This window comes from Bradyrhizobium sp. T-12 (genome assembly GCF_058314695.1).
Genome location: NZ_CM177756.1, coordinates 6,044,070 through 6,063,083 on the forward strand (window position 1 = coordinate 6,044,070; position 19,014 = coordinate 6,063,083).

Here is a 19,014-nt window from a genome sequence, read left to right on the forward strand (position 1 = left end):
GCTTTAAGCCTTCACCGCCGGCGTAAAGTCCTTGCCGACGGAGATAGCCCTGGGATCGATGATGCAGTGGAGGATCGACGGCTTGCCCGAGGCCAGCGCGCGCTCGAACGCCGGCGCGAACTCTTCCGTGCGCTCGACGCGCTCGCCATGTCCGCCGAACGCCTTCGCATACATCGCAAAGTCGGGATTCTTGAGCTGGGTGCCGACGACGCGGCCGGGATAATCGCGCTCCTGGTGCATGCGGATGGTGCCGTATTGCGCATTGTCGACGACGATGACGATCAGCGGCGCATCGTACTGCACGGCGGTGGCGAACTCCTGGCCGTTCATCAGGAAGCAGCCGTCGCCGGCGAAGGCGACGACGATCCGATCCGGATATTGCCGTTTCGCAAGCACCGCCGCCGGCACGCCATAGCCCATCGAGCCCGAGGTCGGCGCCAGCTGTGCCGCAAAGCTGTGGAAGCGGTGATGGCGATGGATCCATCCGGCATAATTGCCGGCGCCATTGCAGACGATGGCGTCCTTCGGCAGCCGGTCGCGCAGCCAGGTCATGATCTGGCCGTACTGGAACGTGCCGGGCAGCTCGCGCGCCTTGTCGGTCCAGGCGAGGTAATCGGCATGCGCCTTGGCGGCCTCGCCCTTCCAGGCAATTGCGCCCGCGGGCCTCAGCGTCTCGACGGCGGCAGCGAACGCGGCGGGCGTTGCCTGGATCGCCAGATCAGGCTGATAGACGCGGCCGAGCTCTTCGGAGCCGGGATGTACGTGAACCAGCTTCTGCTTCGGATTGGGAATGTCGAACAGTGTGTAGGACGAGGACGGCATCTCAGACATGCGGCCGCCGATCAGCAGGACGACGTCGGCGTTGTCGATGCGCGCCTTCAGACCCGGGCTCGGTCCGATGCCGAGATCGCCGGCATAATGCGAATGATCGGCATCGATCAGCGAGGCCCGGCGGAACGAGGTCGCGACCGGCAGGTCGAAGCGCTCGGCAAAGCGCGCGATGCTCTTGGTGGCCTCGTCGGTCCAGCGCGAGCCGCCGAGGATGACCAGCGGCGCCTTGGCGCCCGCGAGCATGGCGCCGAGCTTTTCGAGATCGGCCGGGGCGGGCCAGCTCACCGCCGGCTCGATGCGCATGGCATCGGCAACGGCGGCAGTCTCGGTCAGCATGTTCTCCGGCAGCGCGATCACCACGGGACCGGGGCGGCCCTGCATGGCGACGCGGAAGGCGCGCGCCACGAGCTCCGGAATGCGGTCGGGACGGTCGATCTCGACCGCCCATTTCGCCATGGAGCCGAACACGGCCTTGTAGTCGAGCTCCTGGAACGCCTCACGCTCGCGCATGCCGGTATCGACCTGGCCGACGAACAGGATCATCGGCGTCGAATCCTGCATGGCGATATGGACGCCGTGGCTGGCATTGGTGGCGCCGGGGCCGCGGGTGACGAAGCAGATTCCGGGCCGCCCGGTGAGCTTGCCGTAGGCTTCCGCCATCATGGCAGCGCCGCCCTCGGCGCGGCAGATCACGACGTCAATCGGGCTGTCATGCAGCGCATCGAGGGCCGCCAGGTAGCTCTCACCGGGCACGCAGGTGACGCGGTCGACGCCTTGCGCGACGAGCTGATCGATCAGGATCTGGCCGCCGGTGCGGGTGTTGCGGATGGTCATGTCGGCTCCCTCAAGGCTCTGGCGATACACCATTATTCGCCGAACTGGGTAAGACACGCCGACAGAGCGCGCAAGCGCCAAAGGCGATCATTGCCTGCGCAGGCGTCATGCCGGTCCGTGCCCCCTGCACGACAGCCTGCTCGCAATGCCGGAGCATGACGCAACAGCATCGCTCTTCCGCTCCGTCTCGCTTGCAGACGCGCCTTCGCCTTCTCGCAGCGCCTTGCGCCCGAGTCTTGCGCTTCTCGTCACGCCCTCAATGAAAGGGCGCAGGGAAGGCCGGGCGCCGGCTGGCACCCGCTTGTCCGTCGTGCGATGAAAATGCACACGCAATGCACAACGGATGACAGGTGAAGCCGGAAACGTCCGGCCTTCCCTGCGCGATGTTTGACGGCGTATGGCGCGCTCTCCCGGGAGCCGACCTTTCCTTTGGCCTCCCTCGTCTCGCGGATTGACGGCGCGCTTTGCCCGGTTGGGCTCGGCGCACCTCCGCAAGGCTTGACTGTAGCAACGACAGCCAGGACCACGCGATTTGGCCGTACGCTTCAGCGCCGCTCGTCCGCACGCGGCCAGGACCTCACGGGGTTGATCCCGCCCTGCTCCCGCCTGTCGTGCACGACGCCGCCTGCGTCCACCGCTCCCCGATCCGCGGTTCGAAACGACGTACGACCGCCCCTTTCGCCGGATCAGGATGGACGACACATACGCCGAAACCGAATTTCGGTAAAGTGGAATATTTTTAGACGTTCCAGAGTCCGACACAGGCACGCGTGCGCTGCCCCAGACCGCATGCACTTGCGGCGGCTACCGAGCCGCGACGTTTTCGTCTACGGTCGGGCCAAACTCAAACGAGGACACCGGAATGCAGACCATCGGCCTGATCGGCGGCATGAGCTGGGAGAGCACGGCGCTCTATTACAAGCTGATCAACGAGCGCGTCCGCCGACGCATGGGCAAGCTGCATTCGGCCCCGCTGCTGCTGTACTCCTACGATTTCGAGGAGATCAAGCAGATGCAATATGCGGGCCGCTGGGCGGAGGCGGCGGCCAGCCTCGCCGAGGTCGCGCGGCGTCTCGAAAGCGCCGGCGCGCGGGCGATCGTGCTGTGCACGAACACGATGCACAAGCTGGCGCCCAAGATCGTCTCTGGCGTCAGCATTCCGTTCATTCACATCGGCGATGCGACGGCGCAGCGGATCCGGGCGAAAGGCTACCGGCGAGTCGGGCTGCTCGGCACCAAGTTCACGATGGAGGAGGACTTTTACGTCGACCGGTTGCGCGCGCATGATCTCGACGTGCTGGTTCCTCCCACCGAGGCGCGCGCCGACGTCAACCGCATCATCTATGACGAGCTGTGCCTTGGAATCGTCACTGACCCCTCGCGTCGCCGCTATCGGGACGTGATGGCAGCGCTCGTCGCCGCCGGTGCGGACTGCATCATCCTCGGCTGCACCGAGATCACGATGCTGGTCGGGCCCGATGATACCTCGGTCGAGACGTTCGACACCACGGCCATTCACGCGGAGACGGCGGCCGATTTCGCCATCGGGTGATTTAGGCGACGCCTCGCGCCTTGGGCACGCCGGATTGCGCCAGCAGCTCCGTCCATAGCCGCGACCGCGCCTCGTCTTTGAGGGAGACGACATGGAACGGCTGTCCGAAAATCGCGAGCGGCTCGTTGGCTGACGTGAACCGCGGCCAGGCCTCCGCGGCGTCGGGCACGCCGGTCGTGACGAAGCGCAGCACATCGGCCTGAAACCGCGCCGCGACCTCGACGTCGTCAGGCGTCATCGGGCCGCCCTTGCGTCTCAGGATCGGGCGATCGACGAAATCAGGCAGATGCGCCCAGAGACAGGCATTGTCGGCACCGTGGGTCGGGCCTTGCGACAGGAACGGCTCCAGCGCCGGTCGGTGATCGAACCGGCTGAGCCACACTGCGCCGCCCGCCCCGGCCTGCAGCCGCGCGAGATCGGCCATCGGGCGATGCCAGAATGCATCCGACAACAGCGCCTCGTACGGATCCTCATCGGCGAGCGCGGTGGCACGGTATGAGGACAACAGGCGCTCCCAGCCGGTATCGCCGAATGAAGCCCGCAGCTGCCGCTCGGTGGTGCGGATCATCGCGGCCGGCGGCGTGCTTTTCAGGAACATCACCATCTCGTCGCGGCAGGAGCCGAGCCAGAGCGGAGTGTCCCGCAAGGCCCCACTGGCGAAGACATCTCGCGGCTCGCGCGGGATCACGACGCCGTCGAGCACCGGCCCGAACAACGTGCCTTGCTCGGTCTCGTCCGCCAGCCTGCGGCCGACCCGCTCCACCGCAGCGAACAGTCTTGGCAGTGGCACCGACCCGATCGCGCCCGGGTCGCGCGCCAGTTCGAGCTCGTCGAGCACGCGGCGCGCGACGTCGTCGGCGTGATCGGCGCGCATGATGGTTCGCCCGGGCGCGCTGAGCGCGAGCGCGCGGATGAATTTTCCCCTCGCCTGAGGCAAGGTCGCGAGCGCGATCACCATGGAGGCGCCAGCCGACTGGCCGGACAATGTGATTGCGTCAGGATCGCCGCCGAAATTCGCGATATTGGCGCGCACCCAATGAAGCGCGGCGAGCGTATCCTGGAGCGCGAGGTTGTTGGCCTCGTGAAGGCCGTGACGATGCAGCTGCAGGAATCCGAGCGGGCCAAGCCGGTAGTTGATGGTGACGATCACCGCCGGGCCGTTCGCGGCGAGGAAGGCGCCATCATAGTCCGCACCGCCGCCGGTGACGAAGGCGCCGCCATGGACGAAGAACAGCACCGGCAGCGGACGATCGGCCCCTGCCGGCGTCCAGACGTTCAGGCTGAGACAGGCCTCCTCAATGGCATGATCGAGATGACCGGGTTGCGGCGCGTACGGACCGAAATCCGTGCAGCTCAGCGGCGCCGTCCAGCCAGCTGGCGGCACCGCCTTCGCGAAGCGGCGCGCCGTCGCATAAGGCACGCCCTTGAAGACGCGCATGCCGTTCTGCACGAGGCCCGTGACGGGCCCGCTCGTGGTCGAAACTGCATTGGTCAACATGCGATTGTCACCCTGCCCGTCGCTCAAGCACGCCGCTTGCCGAGATCGGCGATGTCGACGGTGTGGGTTTCGCGCGCGGTCGCCGCGGCCGCCGCCGAGATCACGCAGCAACAGGCAACGAAGATCGCGACCGGAATCCAGCCGTTCGGTCCCTCGCCGACCAGGCTCGCGCTCACCAGCGGCGTGAAGCCGGCGGCGAGAAAGCCGAGCTGGGTGCCGATCGCGGTGCCGGAATAGCGCACGCGCGCCTCGAACATCTCGGCATAGAAGGACGGCCAGATCGCGTTGGGTGCGGCATAGACGATGCCCGAGAGGATCATCGCCGCGGCGAAGATCGTCAGTGTATTGCCTGAGGTCACCAGCATGAAATAGGGGAACACGAGCACCGCGCAGCCGAGCACGCCGCCGATGAACACCGGCTTGCGGCCGATCTTGTCCGCCAGCAAGGCCCACAGCGGCTGGGTGATCAGCGCGGTGACGTTGCCGAGCACGCCGGCCCACAGCATGGTCGGACGCGCCACGCCGAACTTGGAGGTGACATAGCCGAGCGCGAACACGGCGGTCATGGTGCTGACGGTGGCGATCAGCGCGCAGACGATCACGCGCAGCACATCGGGCCAGTAGTCGCGCAGCAGCGTGACGACGGGGAAGCGCGCCATTTGCGCCTTGTCCTTGATGTCCTCGAATACGGGCGTTTCGGGCATGGTCCGCCGCACCAGATAGGCAACCAGCAGCACCAGCGCGGAGAGCAGGAAGGGAATGCGCCAGCCCCAGCTCAGGAGCTGGTCTTCCGGCAGGCTCGACACCGGGATGAACACCAGCGTTGCCAGGATCGCGCCGGCCTGGGTGCCGCTCAAGGTCCAGCTGGTGAAGAAGGCACGGTTGGAATTGGCGGAATGCTCCAGCGTCAGCGAGTTCGCCCCGCTCTGCTCGCCGGCGGCCGACAGGCCTTGCAGCAGGCGCAGAAGCGTCAGGATGACAGGCGCGGCATTGCCGATTGCCTTGGCATCCGGCAACAGGCCGATCGCGAGCGTCGAGCCGCCCATCAGCACCAGCGTGAACAGCAGCACCGTCTTGCGGCCGATGCGATCGCCGAAATGGCCGAGGATGACGGCGCCGACCGGCCGGGCGATGTAGCCGATGCCGAAGGACAGCAGCGCGAGCAGCGTCGCCGTCGAGGGATCGACATTGGCGAAGAACACTTTTGGAAAGATCAGCGCCGCGGCGGTGCCGTAGATGAAGAAGTCGTAGTATTCGAGCATGCTGCCGACGAAGCTGACCAGCGCGGCGCGCTTGGGCAGCTTGTCTTGCGCGGCTTCCGCGCCGGATGACGCGCGCAGCGCCGCGGTTGACGTCAACGTCATTCGAATCTCCTCCCCATGTGGCCGGTGCGGTTCGCGTCAGGCGGGCCGCCTCACGCGCGTTTTCTGTTCTGGTTGCCGCAACCTTGGTTTGACGTCATAATGTACGAACTAGTACGTTTATGCAATACGCGTTGGATCATCGCCGGAAGGCGCCAAATTTGCCTTCACCTTCAAGGTGATCCGTGGAAACTGGCGGGAGTAACAGCAATGCTCGAGCGCATGCCGCCCCCATCGAAGCGCACCAACGACCCCAAGCGCACCAAGCGCGACATCCTCGAAGTGGCGATGGCCGAATTCGCCTCGGAAGGCTATTCCGGCGCGCGCGTCGATGCGATCGCGGCGCGGACGCGCACCTCCAAGCGCATGATCTACTATTATTTCGGCGGCAAGGAGCAGCTCTACCTCGCGGTGCTCGAAGAGGCTTATCGCAGCATCCGCGCGCTGGAGGACCAGCTCGACATTGCGAGCTGCGACGCTCGCGAGGGACTGCGCCGGCTGATCGAAGCGACCTTCGACCACGACGAGCGCAACCCGAACTTCATCCGCCTCGTCTCAATCGAGAACATCCACCACGGCAAGCACCTGAAGCAGAATTTGCAGCTGCGCCAGCTCAACGCCAGCGTGATCGCAACCCTCGACGGCATTTTGAAGCGCGGCCGCGCGGAAGGCGTCTTCCGCGACGACGTCGATGCCATCGATCTGCATCTCGCCATCTCCTCCTATTGCTTCTTCCGCGTCGCCAACCGCCACACGTTCGGCGCGCTGTTCGATCGGGATCTGAGCGAGCCGAAGGTCTTGGCGAAGAGCCGGACGCAGATCGTCGAGATGATTTTGGCGTGGCTGGGGGCGAAGGGCTGAAGCAGCAAGCGGGCGGCGATCGCGTCACATTGTCTTGTGTCCCGGATCTGCAGCGCACCGCTGAAGGAGCGCTGCGCTGCGTCCGGGGCACACGGCCTTGAGAGCCTCCCCTACCGATGCTCGATCGCGCGGATCGCGCCGCGCAGCTCCGCGAGGCCGCGCAGACGGCCGATGGCGGTGTAGCCGGGGTTGGTGCGCTTGGTGGCGGCGAGATCGTCGAGCATGCGGTGGCCGTGGTCGGGACGGAACACGATACTCTTGTCCGGCGCGCGCTTCGCGTTCTCCTTCAGCAGCGCCTTCAGCACCGCGACCATGTCGACATCGCCGTCGAGATGATCGGACTCGTGGAACGACAGCCCGTCCGCCTCGCGCTTGGTCGCGCGCAGATGCGCAAAGGCGATGCGCGGGCCGAACCGTTCGGCCATTTCAGGCAGATTGTTCTCCGCGCGCACGCCGAGCGAGCCCGTGCACAGGCAGATGCCGTTGGCCTTGGACGGCACGGCGTCGAACAGCGCCTGATAGTCGTCGGCTGACGAGGCGATGCGCGGCAGGCCGAACAGCGGGCGCGGCGGATCGTCCGGATGCAAGGTCAGCGACACCCCGAGCTGCTCGGCGACCGGCGTCACGCGCGCCAGGAATTCGGCGAGGTGCTGCCGCAGGATCTTCGGCGTGATGTCGCGATAGGTTTCCAGCCGGTCCCGGAATTGCGGGATGGTCATCGGCTCGGTGGTCGAGCCCGGCAGCGCGCTGGCGATCACCATGACGAGATAGTCGATATCGGCCTGGCTCATCTTCTCGAACAACGCTTTCGCGCGGGCCCGCTGCTCCGGCGAATACTCCTGAACCGCGGCCGGACGCTTCAGGATATGCAGCTCGAAGGCGGCAAAGCGGTCCTGGTCGAAGCGCATGGCGCGGGCGCCGTTCGGCAGCTCCCATTCGAGATCGGTGCGGCACCAATCCACGACCGGCATGAAGTTGTAGCAGATGATCCTGATGCCGGCGCTCGCGACCGCCTCCAGGCTCGCGATCCAGGCCTCGATCGACTTGGTCGCTTTGCCGCCGAGACGCTTGACGTCGTCGGGGATCGGAATCGATTCCACCACCGACCAGGTCAGCTGCGAGCGGCCCGGCTGGCCGTTCTCGATGAAGTTCTTGCGCTCCTCGACTGCCTTGCGCGTCCAGGCCTCCCCGATCGGCACCTGATGCAGCGCCGAGACGATGTCGCTCGCCCCGGCCTGCCTGACGTCGTCGAGCGAGACCGGATCATCGGGCCCGTACCAGCGCCATCCCTCCAACATCATGAATCCCTCCGATCAGTTCGCGGTCAGCACGACCTTGACGCTCTGCGAGCGGTCGAGCGCGAGCCGCAGCGCATCCGGCGCGGTCGACAGCGGACGCTCGGCGGTGACCAGCGACAACACGTCGACGCTGCCATTGGAGATCAGCTCCACTGCGGTCATGAACTCGAAGCCGAAGCGGAACGAGCCGCGCAGGTCGATCTCCTTGGCCATCACCGCATTCGCAGGCGTCGGGATCTGGCCGCCCGGCAGATTGCCGATCTGCACCACGACGCCGCCGCGCCTGACGATGCCGATCGCGCTGGCAAGGCCTGCGGCCGTGCCCGAGACCTCGAAGGCGAAGTCATAGGGACGCGCCGCAGCCTGGGCCTTCAGGCCTTCCTCGCCGGCGGAAACGTTCTCGACATGCGAAGCGCCGAGCCTGGTCGCAAAGGCTAGCGGCGCCGGCGCGATATCGGCCACCGTGACGTCGGCCATGCCGGCGCGGTGCGCGGCGAGCATGGTCAGAAGCCCGATCGGGCCGGCACCGAAGATGATGCCGCGCTTGCCCTCGATATTGCCGGCGCGCGCGACCGCGTGCAGGCAGACGGAGAGCGGCTCGGCCAGGGCCGCGGCCTGATACGACACGTGGTCGGGAATCTTGACGCATTGCGCGGGGATCGCGTCGAAATAATTGGCGAAACCACCCTGCATGTGCGGCGTCTTCGACGCCGAGCCCATGAAGTAGATGTTCTCGCACAGGTTCGGCCGGCCCTCGCGACAGGCGACGCAATGGCCGCACCAGCGCGACGGGTTGACGGCGACACGGTCGCCGACTTTCAGGTTCGCTGCGGAGCCGGAGATCTCCACGACCTCGCCCGAGATCTCGTGGCCAAGCACCAGCGGCGACTTCACCACGAAATCGCCGGTCCGGGCATGGCGGAAATAGTGCATGTCCGAGCCGCAGATGCCGCCGGCGCCGAAGCGGATGCGCACCATGCCGTCGGCGAGCCTGTCGAGCGGATGCTCGATCATGCGGAGATCTTCGGGACCGAACAGGGTTGCGGCGAGAGCGGTCGAGGTCATTTGGAGAGTCCCATGTATTTTGGCAGCCAGAGGGTCAGTTCGGGGATGTAGGTGATCGCGATCAGCGCGAGCATCAGCGGCACCAGCCAGGGCAGGATCGCCACCGTCGTGCGCTCGACCGAGAGTTTTGCGACGCGCGCGAGCACGAACAGCACCATGCCGAGCGGAGGATGCAAGAGGCCGATCATCAGGTTCAGCGTCATGATCAGGCCGAAATGAATGGGATCGATGCCGAGCTTGAGCACGATCGGCAGCAGGATCGGCACCAGAATGGTGATCGCCGCCGTGGTGTCGATGAAGCAGCCGACGAACAGGATCAGCACGTTGGCGAGCGCCAGGAACACCCATTTGTTGTGGGTGACGCTGAGCATCCAGTCCGAGAGCGTCTGCGCCGCCTGCGACACCGTCAGCAGCCAGGCGAAGATCGAAGCTGCCGTGACGATGAACAGCACCGAGGCCGTGGTCTCGATCGTGTCGAAGGTCGCCTTCGCGACCGTTTGCAGCGTCATGGTGCGGTAGCGGACGAGGCCGAGGAACAGCGACCAGATCACGGCGGCGACCGCAGCTTCGGTCGGCGTGAACCAGCCGAGCGTCATGCCGCCGATCAGGATCACCGGCGCCATCAGCGCCATCACCGCCGAGAAGTCGAAGTACCAATCGATCACCAGCAGCGTACCGAGACCGATGACCACCGCGACGTTGACCGAAAGGCCGGCCAGCACCATCAGCCAGATCGCCATCGGGAACCAGAGCACGATGACGATCTCGAGCCCGGCCGAGCCGAGCTGCGGCCAGGAGAACGGCGTGTCGCTGCCCCATTTGTTCTTGTGCGCGAAATAGGTGACGGTGATCATCATGAACAGCGTCAGGACGACGCCCGGAATGACGCCGCCGAGAAACAGCGCGCCGATCGAGACGTTCGCCATCATGCCGTAGATCACGAAAGGCAGCGACGGCGGGATGATGGGCCCTAGCGTCGCCGAAGCCGCGGTGACGCCGACCGAGAACTCGGTGGAGTAGCCGTGGTCCTTCATCGCCTTGATCTCGATGGTGCCGAGACCGGCGGCGTCCGCGATCGCGGTGCCCGACATGCCGGAGAAGATCACCGAGCCGATGATGTTGACGTGGCCGAGGCCACCGCGCATCCAGCCCACGAGGGCGACGGCGAATTTGTAGATGCGCCCGGTGACGCCGGCGATGTTCATGAGGTTGCCGGCCAGGATGAAGAACGGCACGGCAAGCAAAGGAAAGCTCTCGACGCCGGCGATCATGCGCTGTGCCAGCGTGACGTCGGGCGTCACGCCGCTAACCAGGATGTAGAGCAGCGAAGATGCGGCCATGGCGATCGCCACGGGAACGCCGAGCAGCATCAGGACGAGAAAGCCTCCGAGCAACAACAGCATGACGTTATATCTCCGATCCGTCGTAGGCACCCGGACGTTCGAGGACCGAGTAACCCTGCCGCCAGTGCTGCACCGCCGCCTGCAACGAGCGCAGGAACATCAGCACGAAGCCGAGCAGCACGGCGTAATAGACGTAGTTCTTGGGGAAGTTGATCGTGGTCATCTGCTCGTCGCCGATGATCTGGATATAGACCCAGACCAGTTTCGTGGCGTAGCCGAAGAAAGCGATCCGGATCAGGTCGATCACCGTCGACAGCGCGCGCCCCGCGGGCTGCGGGAGATAGCGGTAGAGCAGGTCGACCTGGATGTGCCGCGACAGCCGCACGCACATCGAGGCGCCGATGAAGACCACGCCGATCAGGCAATAGGTCGCGATCTCCTCGGTCCAGGCGTAGCTGTCGTTGAGCACGTAACGGGTGAAGAACTGCAGGAAGACGGCGAGCGCCATCACCCAGAAGATCGCCAGCGCCACCCAGTCCTCGAACGCGTAGATGCCGAGATCGACCTTCGGCGTCGCCTCCTCCTCGAAGGTATGGGCGATCTCGTCCGCGGTGATCTGCCGGTGGATTTCGGCGGTGGACATGGGGTTGCTCCTCTCCAAATCGTCGTTCCGGGATGGTGCGCTAGCATCAGACCCGGAACCTCGAGATCCCGGGCTCGGTCCTGCGGACCGCGCCCGGATGACGACTACGTCGTCACTTCACCGCCTGGATCTTTTCCCAGTCGGCTTTGCGATAGCCGAAGGTCTCGAACGCGACGTTCTTCAGCACGGTGTCGCGGAACTCGTTCTTGTCGACCTCGGCCACGGTGAGGCCCTTCTCCTTGAAGAAGGCGACCAGCTTGGCCTCGTTCTGCTTGATCTCGCCGGTGGCCTTGGCGGCGGCTTCCTGGGCCACGTCGGTGAAGATCTTCTTGTCCTCGTCAGAGAGCTTCTTCCACAGCGCGCCGGCGATCACGGTGTTGAGGTGATCGACGATATGGCCGGTCAGCACGATGTGCTTCTGCACCTCGTAGAACTTCTTGGCCTCGATCGTGGTCAGCGGGTTCTCCTGCGCTTCGACCGTGCCGTTCTGGAGCGCGAGATAGACTTCGGCGAAGGCGATCGGCGCGGTATTGGCGCCGCAGGCGCGCGGCATGGCGAGGTAGGCCGGCACGTCGGGCACGCGCATCTTCAGGCCCTTCATGTCGGCGCAGGTCTTGATCGGCTTGTTCGACGAGGTCTGGCGCACGCCGTAATAGGTCACCGCGACGATGTGGTGGCCGCTCTTGTCCTCATAGCCCTTGGCGAGCTCCTTGAAGATGTCGCTCTTGGTGTAGGCGAGCAGATGATCGGCATCGCGGAACGTATAGGGATAATAGGTCACGCCGATCGGCGGGAAGCTCTTGGCGGCGAAGCTGGAGCCGGAGATGATGATGTCGACCGAGCCGAGCGACAGGCCCTGGTTGATGTCGGCTTCCTTGCCGAGCTGCGAGGCCGGATAGACGTCGATCGCATAGCGCCCGTTGGTGCGCTTGCCGATCTCCTGTGCGGCCCAGACCGAAGCGGTGTGGAACGGCTCCGACGTCTCGTAGACATGGGCCCATTTCAGCTTGGTCTGCGCCGTGCTGGCGCTGGTCGCAGCCAGCAGCGTAGCCGCGGAGATCACGGCTGCAATCGTCATTTTCTTCAACATCGACTTTCCTCCATCGTTCAAGTCTGCTTCTTGTTCGCCCGCCCCGGCATGGATGCGGGCCGTACAATCTCATCGCTGCCGCGCGCGACCGCTCCCGGCCTGCTTCTTTGCTGGCCGCTTTGGTGTCGCCGCCTTCGCCGGGGCTCGCGCGGCCCGGCTCCGCCCCGAAGAGGATCCTGCGGCGTTCTCGGCGCCGAAATTCTGCGCGAAGCGCTCCTGCGAGCGCGCCAGATGGGCGCGCATCGCCTCGCGCGCGGCGTGCGGATCATGCGCCGCGATCGCCTCGCGCACAGCGCGATGCTCGTCGAGCGCGGTGCGCCAGGTGCCCGGGCTTTCGAAATAATGCGCAAGCTGCGCGAAATAGGGATTGAGGCGCTGGTCGAACAGCTCGCCGACCACGCGGACCAGAACGGCATTGCCGAGGCTGCCGGCGATCGCGACATGAAACGCGCGGTCGTGGACCATCGAGGCTTCGCCGGGATGCTCAACCTGCTCCATCGCCAGCAGTGAGGCGTCGATGCGGGCGATGTCGTCCCTGGTCGCGACGCGCGCGGCCTGTTCGGCGATCGCGCTTTCCAGGAATTCGCGGGCGCGCAGCAGCTCGAACGGTCCCTCGATGACGGAGGCGGCTGCGGGGGCGGCGCTTGCGGCGGGCTCGATCACATAGATGCCGGACCCGACGCGGATGCGCAGGCGCCCTTCGACCTCGAGCGCGATCAGGGCTTCGCGCACGGTCGGGCGCGACACCTTGAGCTGCTCGGCGAGCTCGCGCTCGGTCGGCAAGCGACTGCCGACCGCGTACTCGCCGCTGTCGATCAGGCTTCGCAATTGATCGGCGACCTGGCGATAAAGCCGTCTCGCCTCCACAGCTTCCAGCGGCACGCTGGTCCTCCCGCAAGGGTCGCGCGGGGGTTCCCCGCCCGCGGCCTGCCAATTTTGGAAAATTGGTCTTACCAATTGACCGAAGCATTGACCTGATACGGGCGCCATGTCAAGCAGCGGCAAAGCAAAGGGGAGACGTCCATGCGCCCAGGTTCAGCGCGTCTTGGCCGCGCCAATCTCGACGGGCTGTCGCCGGGCATCCGCCGGCCGGCCTACCACCGTTCGCAAGTCACACCCGGCATCGTGCATCTTGGTCTCGGCGCGTTTCATCGCGCGCATCAAGCGGTTGTCATCGACGACTGCATTGCCGCCGGCGGTGCCGCCTGGGGCATCATCGGCGCGAGCCTGCGCAGCCCGGATACGCGCGATGCCCTCGCCCCGCAGGATCATCTCTACACCGTCGCCGTGCGCTCGGCCGAAGGCACCGAACACCGCGTCATCGGCGCGCTGCTCGACAGTGTGGTCGCGCGCGAGAAGCCGGCAGCGCTGGTCGAGCGGATGGCCGATCCCGCCATCCGCATCGTCTCGCTCACCGTCACTGAAAAAGGCTATTGTCACACGCCGCAGACCGGCGATCTCGACGAGCGGCATCCGGATGTCGTGCACGACCTCAACAATTTCGACGCGCCGCGCTCGGCGCCCGGCTTCATCGTGGCCGCGCTGGCGCGCCGGCGCGCACGGGGTCTTCCGCCCTTCACCGTGCTGTGCTGCGACAATCTCGCCGCCAACGGCCACACTGTGCAGCGCATCGTGACGCAGTTCGCCGCGCTGCGCTCGAAGGATCTCGCCAAGTGGATCGCCGATACGGTCGCCTTCCCCTGCACCATGGTCGATCGCATCGTTCCTGAAACGACCGATGCCGACCGCGACGCGGTCTCGAACGCCCTCGGCATGCGCGACGCCTGGCCCGTGATGACCGAGCCGTTCACGCAATGGGTGGTCGAAGACCGCTTCACGGCGGGCCGGCCCGACCTCGCCGCAGCCGGGGTCGAGCTCGTCAGCGACGTCAAGCCGTTCGAGCTGATGAAGCTGCGGCTGCTCAACGCCAGCCATTCGGCGCTGGCCTATCTCGGCTATCTCGCAGGCTTCGAGACCATCGCCGACACCATGCAGAATCCGCATTTCGCGCGCCTCGCGGCAAAGGTGATGGAAGAGGCCGCGGTGACGCTGACCATGCCCGCGGGCACGGACCTCGCCGCCTATCGCGCCTCGCTGCTCAAGCGCTTTTCCAATCCGGCGCTGCATCACCGCACCTGGCAGATCGCGATGGACGGCTCGCAAAAGCTGCCGCAGCGCCTGCTCGGCGCGATGCAGGATCGCCTCGCACGGAACCTGCCGATCTCGACGCATGCGCTCGCGGTCGCCGGCTGGATGCGTTACGTCAGCGCAACAGACGAGCAGGGCCGCGCCATCGACGTGCGCGATCCCCTTGCCGGCGAATTCGCCGCGCTGGCGCGCGAGGCGAGACCTGTTGCCGAGCGGCTCGCGCCGGCTCTGCTCGGCGTCGGACAAGTGTTCGGGCCGCTGGGCGCCGAGCCGCGGCTGCGCGAGGCCGTGACCGCGGCCCTCGGCCGTCTCTACACGGATGGGGCGCGACGGGCCGTGGAGACGCTGGTGTCGGCCTGACCTTAAAACAGGCAATGCTGCACTGCGGTCCAATCGAACGCGACGTCGAACGGAAGTCGCGCTTGATTTTTGCCGGCCCTTGCCCCACCCGAGAGCAATGGCAAAAGACAGCAAGATCATCGCCGCCAACGCGGCCTTCTACGCCGCTTTTTCAGCGGGCGACTTCGCCGGCATGGAACAGATGTGGGCGGATGACGACGGCATTTCCTGCATCCATCCCGGCTGGCCGGCGATCGTCGGACGCGCCACGGTGATCGGAAGCTGGCGCGACATCCTGCAAAATCCTGAAAGACCGCAGATCACCTGCGCCGAGCCGCAGGCGATCGTCGACGGCGACAGTGCCCGCGTGCTCTGCATCGAGATCGTCGACGGCACCGCTCTGGCGGCTGCGAACCATTTCCGCCGGATCGGCGACGACTGGCGCCTGGTGCATCACCAGTCGAGCCCGATCGCGCAGATTGTCGAGCAGGCCGAGGACGATAGAACGAGCCACCGCGTCCACTGAACGAGGCAAGCGGGCGGGCGCGCTCCAAGTCGCGTGCTCACAAGTCCAGCACGAGTCCGTTTCACCTTTGAAGGTGGACCTCGACGCGTCGCAGACCGATGACCGCTAAGGGCCAACTCCGGAAGTAGCATGCCCCATGGGATCTCCGAGACGGCGCTCGGTCCTGGTGAGCCCTTCTTAATTGAGCTGGTCGAGCAAAGCCTTTGCTTGCTGGAGGTCCGCAGTATCGAGGCCTTCAGTGAACCAGCCAAAAATAGGCGCAAGCAAACTTTGGGCCTCATTGCGTCGACCCTGCGCTTGCAGGACTCTGCTGAGGCTCATCGCCGCACGTAGCTCAAGGAGCCGAGCACCTTGCTGTTGTGCTGCTTTGAGGGCTTGGTCCAGACACCCTTCCACCTCATCGCGGCGCCCCGCTTTGAGAAGCAGTTCGCCAAGCTCGGGCGCAAACCAGCAGTCACCGCTCTGGTCGGTCGCTTCACATATGAGCCGTAATCCATCCTTAATCTCTCCGGCAATGAGATGCGCTTCCGCCGCTCGGGCAAGACGGTACGTAACGTGAAATTTCGACCCTGTTGCGCGCCACGCGACCAGCCCTTCCCGCATGACGGCGAGGCCCTCCTCAATGTGTCCCTGCACGACGCGCGCCCAGCCGCGCAACATGGTCGCGTTCGCGACTCCGACGGCAGACCCATGGCGCGCGAGCAGTGGGAGAACGATGCTCACAGAGTCTTGGACTTTCTGCGGCTCGCGGCGGATCTGGTGCAGTTCTGCTGCAGACCACAGCGCCTGGGCAAGCGTGGGGGCATGGTCAAGATCACGCGCAAGCCCAAGGCCTTTCTGCATTTGCCGAACGGCTTGGTCCGGATAACCCGTTGCCGCGGCAATGAGTGCGTCGATCACGTAACCGCAGACGCCCGGATCATGGCCTCCATATTGCAGGGCTTGCTCGCCATGCGTTTCGCGTCGGTAGATAGCAAGTCCGCCCGCGATATGATGGCGTGCCGTGGCAAGGGCGCCGGTTTCCAAAAAGACTGGCCATGCTGCGTGGTGAGCTTGCAGCATAAGTGCGGAATCCCCGCTTGTGTTCGCCATGCCGAATAGCTCATCCACCAATCGGCCGGCCGTCGCCAAATCACCAGCCGTGAAGGCAACTAGCCACGCCCCCCAGACGGTTGGAAAAAGGCCTGCTATTCGCTGTGCATTACGCGCCAGCTCGCGAGCCCGAGCGTACACGCGCCCGATCTCGGGTGCCGCTGACGATCTCGTCGTCATTAATGCCGGCCCCAAAGCGATCAGCAACTGCAACTCCTGATCGGCATGTGCGGCCCTATCAGGCAGCGTTTCAAGCAGCTCTATTGCGTTCCGAAAATGTGCGACCGCCTCCTGATTGGCCGACCGTTTTGCTGCGCGATCTCCAGCACGCTGCCAATAATTGATGGCCTGCTCAGGCAATCCGGCCTGAGCGTAATGTCGAGCAAGAACTTCAGGTTGGGTCTCGCAGACATCGGAAAGCTCCTGCGCAAGGACATTTGCTATGCTCTCATGGAGCTCCTTTCGCTTTGCGCGGAGCAGCGTGCCATAGGCCACGTCCTGCACCAGTGCGTGCTTGAACAGATAGTTGGCATGCGGCGGCTCGCCCTGCCGAAACAGTAAACCAGCCTGAATGAGACGGTCCAGCGCCGATCCTAGCTGCGCCCCGGTTTGTCGCGCCACCGAAGCCAGCAGACTATGCGAAAACTCCCGCCCAATTGCCCCTCCAATCTGCGCTACCTCCTTGGCCGCCGGGCCGAGCCGGTCGAGCCGCGCCATCAGCGACGCGTGCAAGGTTGCGGGAACCAACTTGGCCGGGGATGGAACCGTGGCGGCGGTCAGCCGGGCGGCCCCCTCGCTCTCTGCCTCCAGCACCGCCTTCGTCATCTCCTCCACGAACAGGGGAATACCGTCGGTGCGCTCCACGATCTCCGCCGTCACATCCGACGGCAGCCCCTTGTTCTCGACAAGCCGCGCTATGATCGCGGCCGCCTCACGCTCCCCAAGTCGGTTGAGCGTCAGGCTTGTCACATGCGACTGTCCCACCCACGGCGGGTTGAACTCGGGGCGGAAAGTTACGACGAGCAGCACGTGAAGGGCTGCGATCCGGTCGACCACCCGGCCAAGCGCTTCCAGGCTCGTCGGATCGACCCAATGCGCATCCTCGAAGATCATCAGCACAGGATTCTGGCGTGCCAATCCCGCGAGTTGCGACATCAGTGCTTCGAGCGTTCTTTGCCTGCGCTGTTCCGGGGCCAAAGCAAGCGCAGGATATCGTCCATCATTCGGAAGCGACAGCATCTCCGCAAAGAGCGCGGCATCCTGGATGGAAGTTGAAGTCTGCGCGAGCATCGCATCCAGCTTGTTGAGCTTCTCTTGCGGTTTGTCGTCGTGCGCCAGTCCGGCGGCACGCTCCATCTGGCCAATGATCGAATAAAGCGCGCTGCCCGTATGTTGCGGGGAGCAGAAATAGCGCAAGCACGTGTGGGATTCGGTAGCGAGGCGCTCCAGAACCGCGGCTGTGAGCCGTGATTTCCCGATACCTGCCTCGCCGGACAGGAGTACTACCTGTCCTTCGCCCATCTTTGCCTTGGACCAGCGGCGAAAGAGCAATTCGAGCTCCTCTTCCCGCCCGACCAGAGGGGACAGGCCATTAGTGTGCAGGGCGTCAAAGCGGCTCTGCACCAGACTCGTCCGCAGTGCTGCCCAAGCACGTGCAGGCCGGGCAATGCCCTTGAGGTCCCTGGCCCCGAGATCCTGGAGTTCGAAGAGGTTACCCAGAAGCTTTCGCGTACTGTCCGCAATAACCACGGTGTCCGGCTCGGCAATGGCCTGCAGACGGGCCGCAAGGTTCGGCGTCTCGCCCACCACCGCCTGCTCCTGGGCGGCACCCGCGCCGATGAGGTCGCCGACGACGACGAGCCCGGTCGCGATGCCGACGCGTACCTGCAGAAGAACGTTGACGGCGGGCTTGAGCTTTGGCATCGCATCGACCAACGCAAGCCCGGCCCTGACGGCTCGCTCGGCATCATCCTCGTGGGCCTGGGGATAGCCGAAATAGGCCAGCACCCCGTCGCCCATGTACTTGGCGACGAAACCGCCGGCTCTGGTAATGAGATCGGTACAGCAGCGATGGTACGCGCTGACGATCTCCCGCATGTCCTCGGGGTCGAGGCGAGCCGAGAGCGCGGTCGAACCGACGAGGTCGCAGAATATAACCGTGAGCTGGCGCCGCTCGGCGGTGTCGAGCGATCGCGGCGCGGCAGGTGCCGCAGCCGCAACTGCCGGTGCGCTCTTCGCAATGGCTTCAAGATCGGCGATCGCGCGCAAGAGCTTGCGGCGGTGGCCCAATGAGGACACACCCAGCTCTTTCAAATCCTGGTCTGTCAGATCGACGAGCACACCAAAGTCGATATCGTTCTCGGCGAATTGGTCCGCATACTCGGACATGCCGAGCTCGTCGAGCCAGTCTGCAATCTGCTTCATCGCGTGCCCGGAGACGGTTAACGCGGGTTTCTCGCCAAGACGCAGAATACCAGCACTCGCCAGGCAATTGTAGCTAGTAGTCCGAAACCTTTAGGTCTGTTGTGGGTCA

At 65.2% G+C, this 19,014-nt stretch carries 14 protein-coding genes; 4 read left to right on the top strand and 10 right to left on the bottom strand.

Going from position 1 to position 19,014, the window contains the following annotated elements:
• Positions 1-3: 3 nt before the first annotated feature.
• On the bottom strand, positions 4-1,665 hold the full coding sequence (locus AC0WRY_RS28815; protein ID WP_491122058.1) for a thiamine pyrophosphate-binding protein: 1,662 nt from the start codon (positions 1,663-1,665) through the stop codon (positions 4-6).
• 862 nt (positions 1,666-2,527) lie between these two features.
• Between AC0WRY_RS28815 and AC0WRY_RS28820 the strand changes: the two genes are divergently transcribed.
• Positions 2,528-3,217: an aspartate/glutamate racemase family protein gene (locus AC0WRY_RS28820; protein WP_491122059.1), complete on the top strand. Its 690-nt coding sequence runs from the start codon at positions 2,528-2,530 to the stop codon at positions 3,215-3,217.
• A gap of 1 nt (position 3,218) precedes the next feature.
• On the opposite strand, the gene AC0WRY_RS28825 is transcribed toward AC0WRY_RS28820, so the two are convergent.
• Positions 3,219-4,715 (bottom strand): carboxylesterase/lipase family protein, encoded by a 1,497-nt coding sequence (locus AC0WRY_RS28825; protein ID WP_491122060.1) that lies wholly within the window; start codon positions 4,713-4,715, stop codon positions 3,219-3,221.
• Positions 4,716-4,738: 23 nt separating this feature from the next.
• Positions 4,739-6,079 (bottom strand): MFS transporter, encoded by a 1,341-nt coding sequence (locus AC0WRY_RS28830; protein ID WP_491122061.1) that lies wholly within the window; start codon positions 6,077-6,079, stop codon positions 4,739-4,741.
• Positions 6,080-6,286: 207 nt separating this feature from the next.
• On the opposite strand from AC0WRY_RS28830, the gene AC0WRY_RS28835 reads away from it, so the two are divergent.
• Positions 6,287-6,937, top strand: coding sequence for a TetR/AcrR family transcriptional regulator (locus tag AC0WRY_RS28835; RefSeq protein WP_491122062.1), 651 nt, complete (start codon positions 6,287-6,289; stop codon positions 6,935-6,937).
• Positions 6,938-7,047: 110 nt separating this feature from the next.
• On the opposite strand, the gene uxuA is transcribed toward AC0WRY_RS28835, so the two are convergent.
• The 6 genes from uxuA to AC0WRY_RS28865 all read right to left on the bottom strand — a co-directional run bounded on the left by uxuA (position 7,048) and on the right by AC0WRY_RS28865 (position 13,258).
• Complete coding sequence (gene uxuA / locus AC0WRY_RS28840) at positions 7,048-8,238, bottom strand: mannonate dehydratase (protein ID WP_491122063.1); 1,191 nt, start codon at positions 8,236-8,238, stop codon at positions 7,048-7,050.
• 12 nt (positions 8,239-8,250) lie between these two features.
• The gene (locus AC0WRY_RS28845) at positions 8,251-9,300 is read right to left on the bottom strand and encodes an L-idonate 5-dehydrogenase (RefSeq protein ID WP_491122064.1); all 1,050 of its coding nucleotides are present in this window, start codon (positions 9,298-9,300) and stop codon (positions 8,251-8,253) included.
• On the bottom strand, positions 9,297-10,703 hold the full coding sequence (locus AC0WRY_RS28850) for a TRAP transporter large permease (protein WP_491122065.1): 1,407 nt from the start codon (positions 10,701-10,703) through the stop codon (positions 9,297-9,299). Before AC0WRY_RS28850 ends, AC0WRY_RS28845 begins: the two co-directional genes overlap by 4 nt.
• Before the next feature lie 4 nt (positions 10,704-10,707).
• Positions 10,708-11,286, bottom strand: a complete 579-nt coding sequence (locus AC0WRY_RS28855) for a TRAP transporter small permease (RefSeq protein ID WP_194404142.1) — start codon at positions 11,284-11,286, stop codon at positions 10,708-10,710.
• A 112-nt stretch (positions 11,287-11,398) separates the two neighbouring features.
• Positions 11,399-12,364, bottom strand: coding sequence for a sialic acid TRAP transporter substrate-binding protein SiaP (locus tag AC0WRY_RS28860; RefSeq protein ID WP_491123509.1), 966 nt, complete (start codon positions 12,362-12,364; stop codon positions 11,399-11,401).
• Between the two features lie 81 nt (positions 12,365-12,445).
• Positions 12,446-13,258, bottom strand: a complete 813-nt coding sequence (locus AC0WRY_RS28865; protein ID WP_491122066.1) for a FadR/GntR family transcriptional regulator — start codon at positions 13,256-13,258, stop codon at positions 12,446-12,448.
• A gap of 141 nt (positions 13,259-13,399) precedes the next feature.
• Between AC0WRY_RS28865 and AC0WRY_RS28870 the strand changes: the two genes are divergently transcribed.
• Positions 13,400-14,884, top strand: coding sequence for a mannitol dehydrogenase family protein (locus AC0WRY_RS28870; RefSeq protein ID WP_491122067.1), 1,485 nt, complete (start codon positions 13,400-13,402; stop codon positions 14,882-14,884).
• Positions 14,885-14,981: 97 nt separating this feature from the next.
• Positions 14,982-15,389, top strand: coding sequence for a nuclear transport factor 2 family protein (locus AC0WRY_RS28875; RefSeq protein ID WP_491122068.1), 408 nt, complete (start codon positions 14,982-14,984; stop codon positions 15,387-15,389).
• A gap of 177 nt (positions 15,390-15,566) precedes the next feature.
• On the opposite strand, the gene AC0WRY_RS28880 is transcribed toward AC0WRY_RS28875, so the two are convergent.
• Positions 15,567-18,905: an AAA family ATPase gene (locus AC0WRY_RS28880; protein ID WP_491122069.1), complete on the bottom strand. Its 3,339-nt coding sequence runs from the start codon at positions 18,903-18,905 to the stop codon at positions 15,567-15,569.
• Positions 18,906-19,014: the final 109 nt, after the last annotated feature.

Bases quoted from the DNA above. Each gene is read 5' to 3' on its own strand.
- AC0WRY_RS28870 (WP_491122067.1), top strand. From the start codon at position 13,400: ATGCGCCCAGGTTCAGCGCGTCTTGGCCGCGCCAATCTCGACGGGCTG.
- AC0WRY_RS28875 (WP_491122068.1), top strand. From the start codon at position 14,982: ATGGCAAAAGACAGCAAGATCATCGCCGCCAACGCGGCCTTCTACGCC.
- AC0WRY_RS28835 (WP_491122062.1), top strand. From the start codon at position 6,287: ATGCTCGAGCGCATGCCGCCCCCATCGAAGCGCACCAACGACCCCAAG.
- AC0WRY_RS28860 (WP_491123509.1), bottom strand. From the start codon at position 12,364: ATGACGATTGCAGCCGTGATCTCCGCGGCTACGCTGCTGGCTGCGACC.
- AC0WRY_RS28825 (WP_491122060.1), bottom strand. From the start codon at position 4,715: ATGTTGACCAATGCAGTTTCGACCACGAGCGGGCCCGTCACGGGCCTC.
- AC0WRY_RS28820 (WP_491122059.1), top strand. From the start codon at position 2,528: ATGCAGACCATCGGCCTGATCGGCGGCATGAGCTGGGAGAGCACGGCG.
- AC0WRY_RS28880 (WP_491122069.1), bottom strand. From the start codon at position 18,905: ATGAAGCAGATTGCAGACTGGCTCGACGAGCTCGGCATGTCCGAGTAT.
- AC0WRY_RS28830 (WP_491122061.1), bottom strand. From the start codon at position 6,079: ATGACGTTGACGTCAACCGCGGCGCTGCGCGCGTCATCCGGCGCGGAA.
- uxuA (WP_491122063.1), bottom strand. From the start codon at position 8,238: ATGATGTTGGAGGGATGGCGCTGGTACGGGCCCGATGATCCGGTCTCG.
- AC0WRY_RS28850 (WP_491122065.1), bottom strand. From the start codon at position 10,703: ATGCTGTTGTTGCTCGGAGGCTTTCTCGTCCTGATGCTGCTCGGCGTT.
- AC0WRY_RS28845 (WP_491122064.1), bottom strand. From the start codon at position 9,300: ATGACCTCGACCGCTCTCGCCGCAACCCTGTTCGGTCCCGAAGATCTC.
- AC0WRY_RS28855 (WP_194404142.1), bottom strand. From the start codon at position 11,286: ATGTCCACCGCCGAAATCCACCGGCAGATCACCGCGGACGAGATCGCC.
- AC0WRY_RS28815 (WP_491122058.1), bottom strand. From the start codon at position 1,665: ATGACCATCCGCAACACCCGCACCGGCGGCCAGATCCTGATCGATCAG.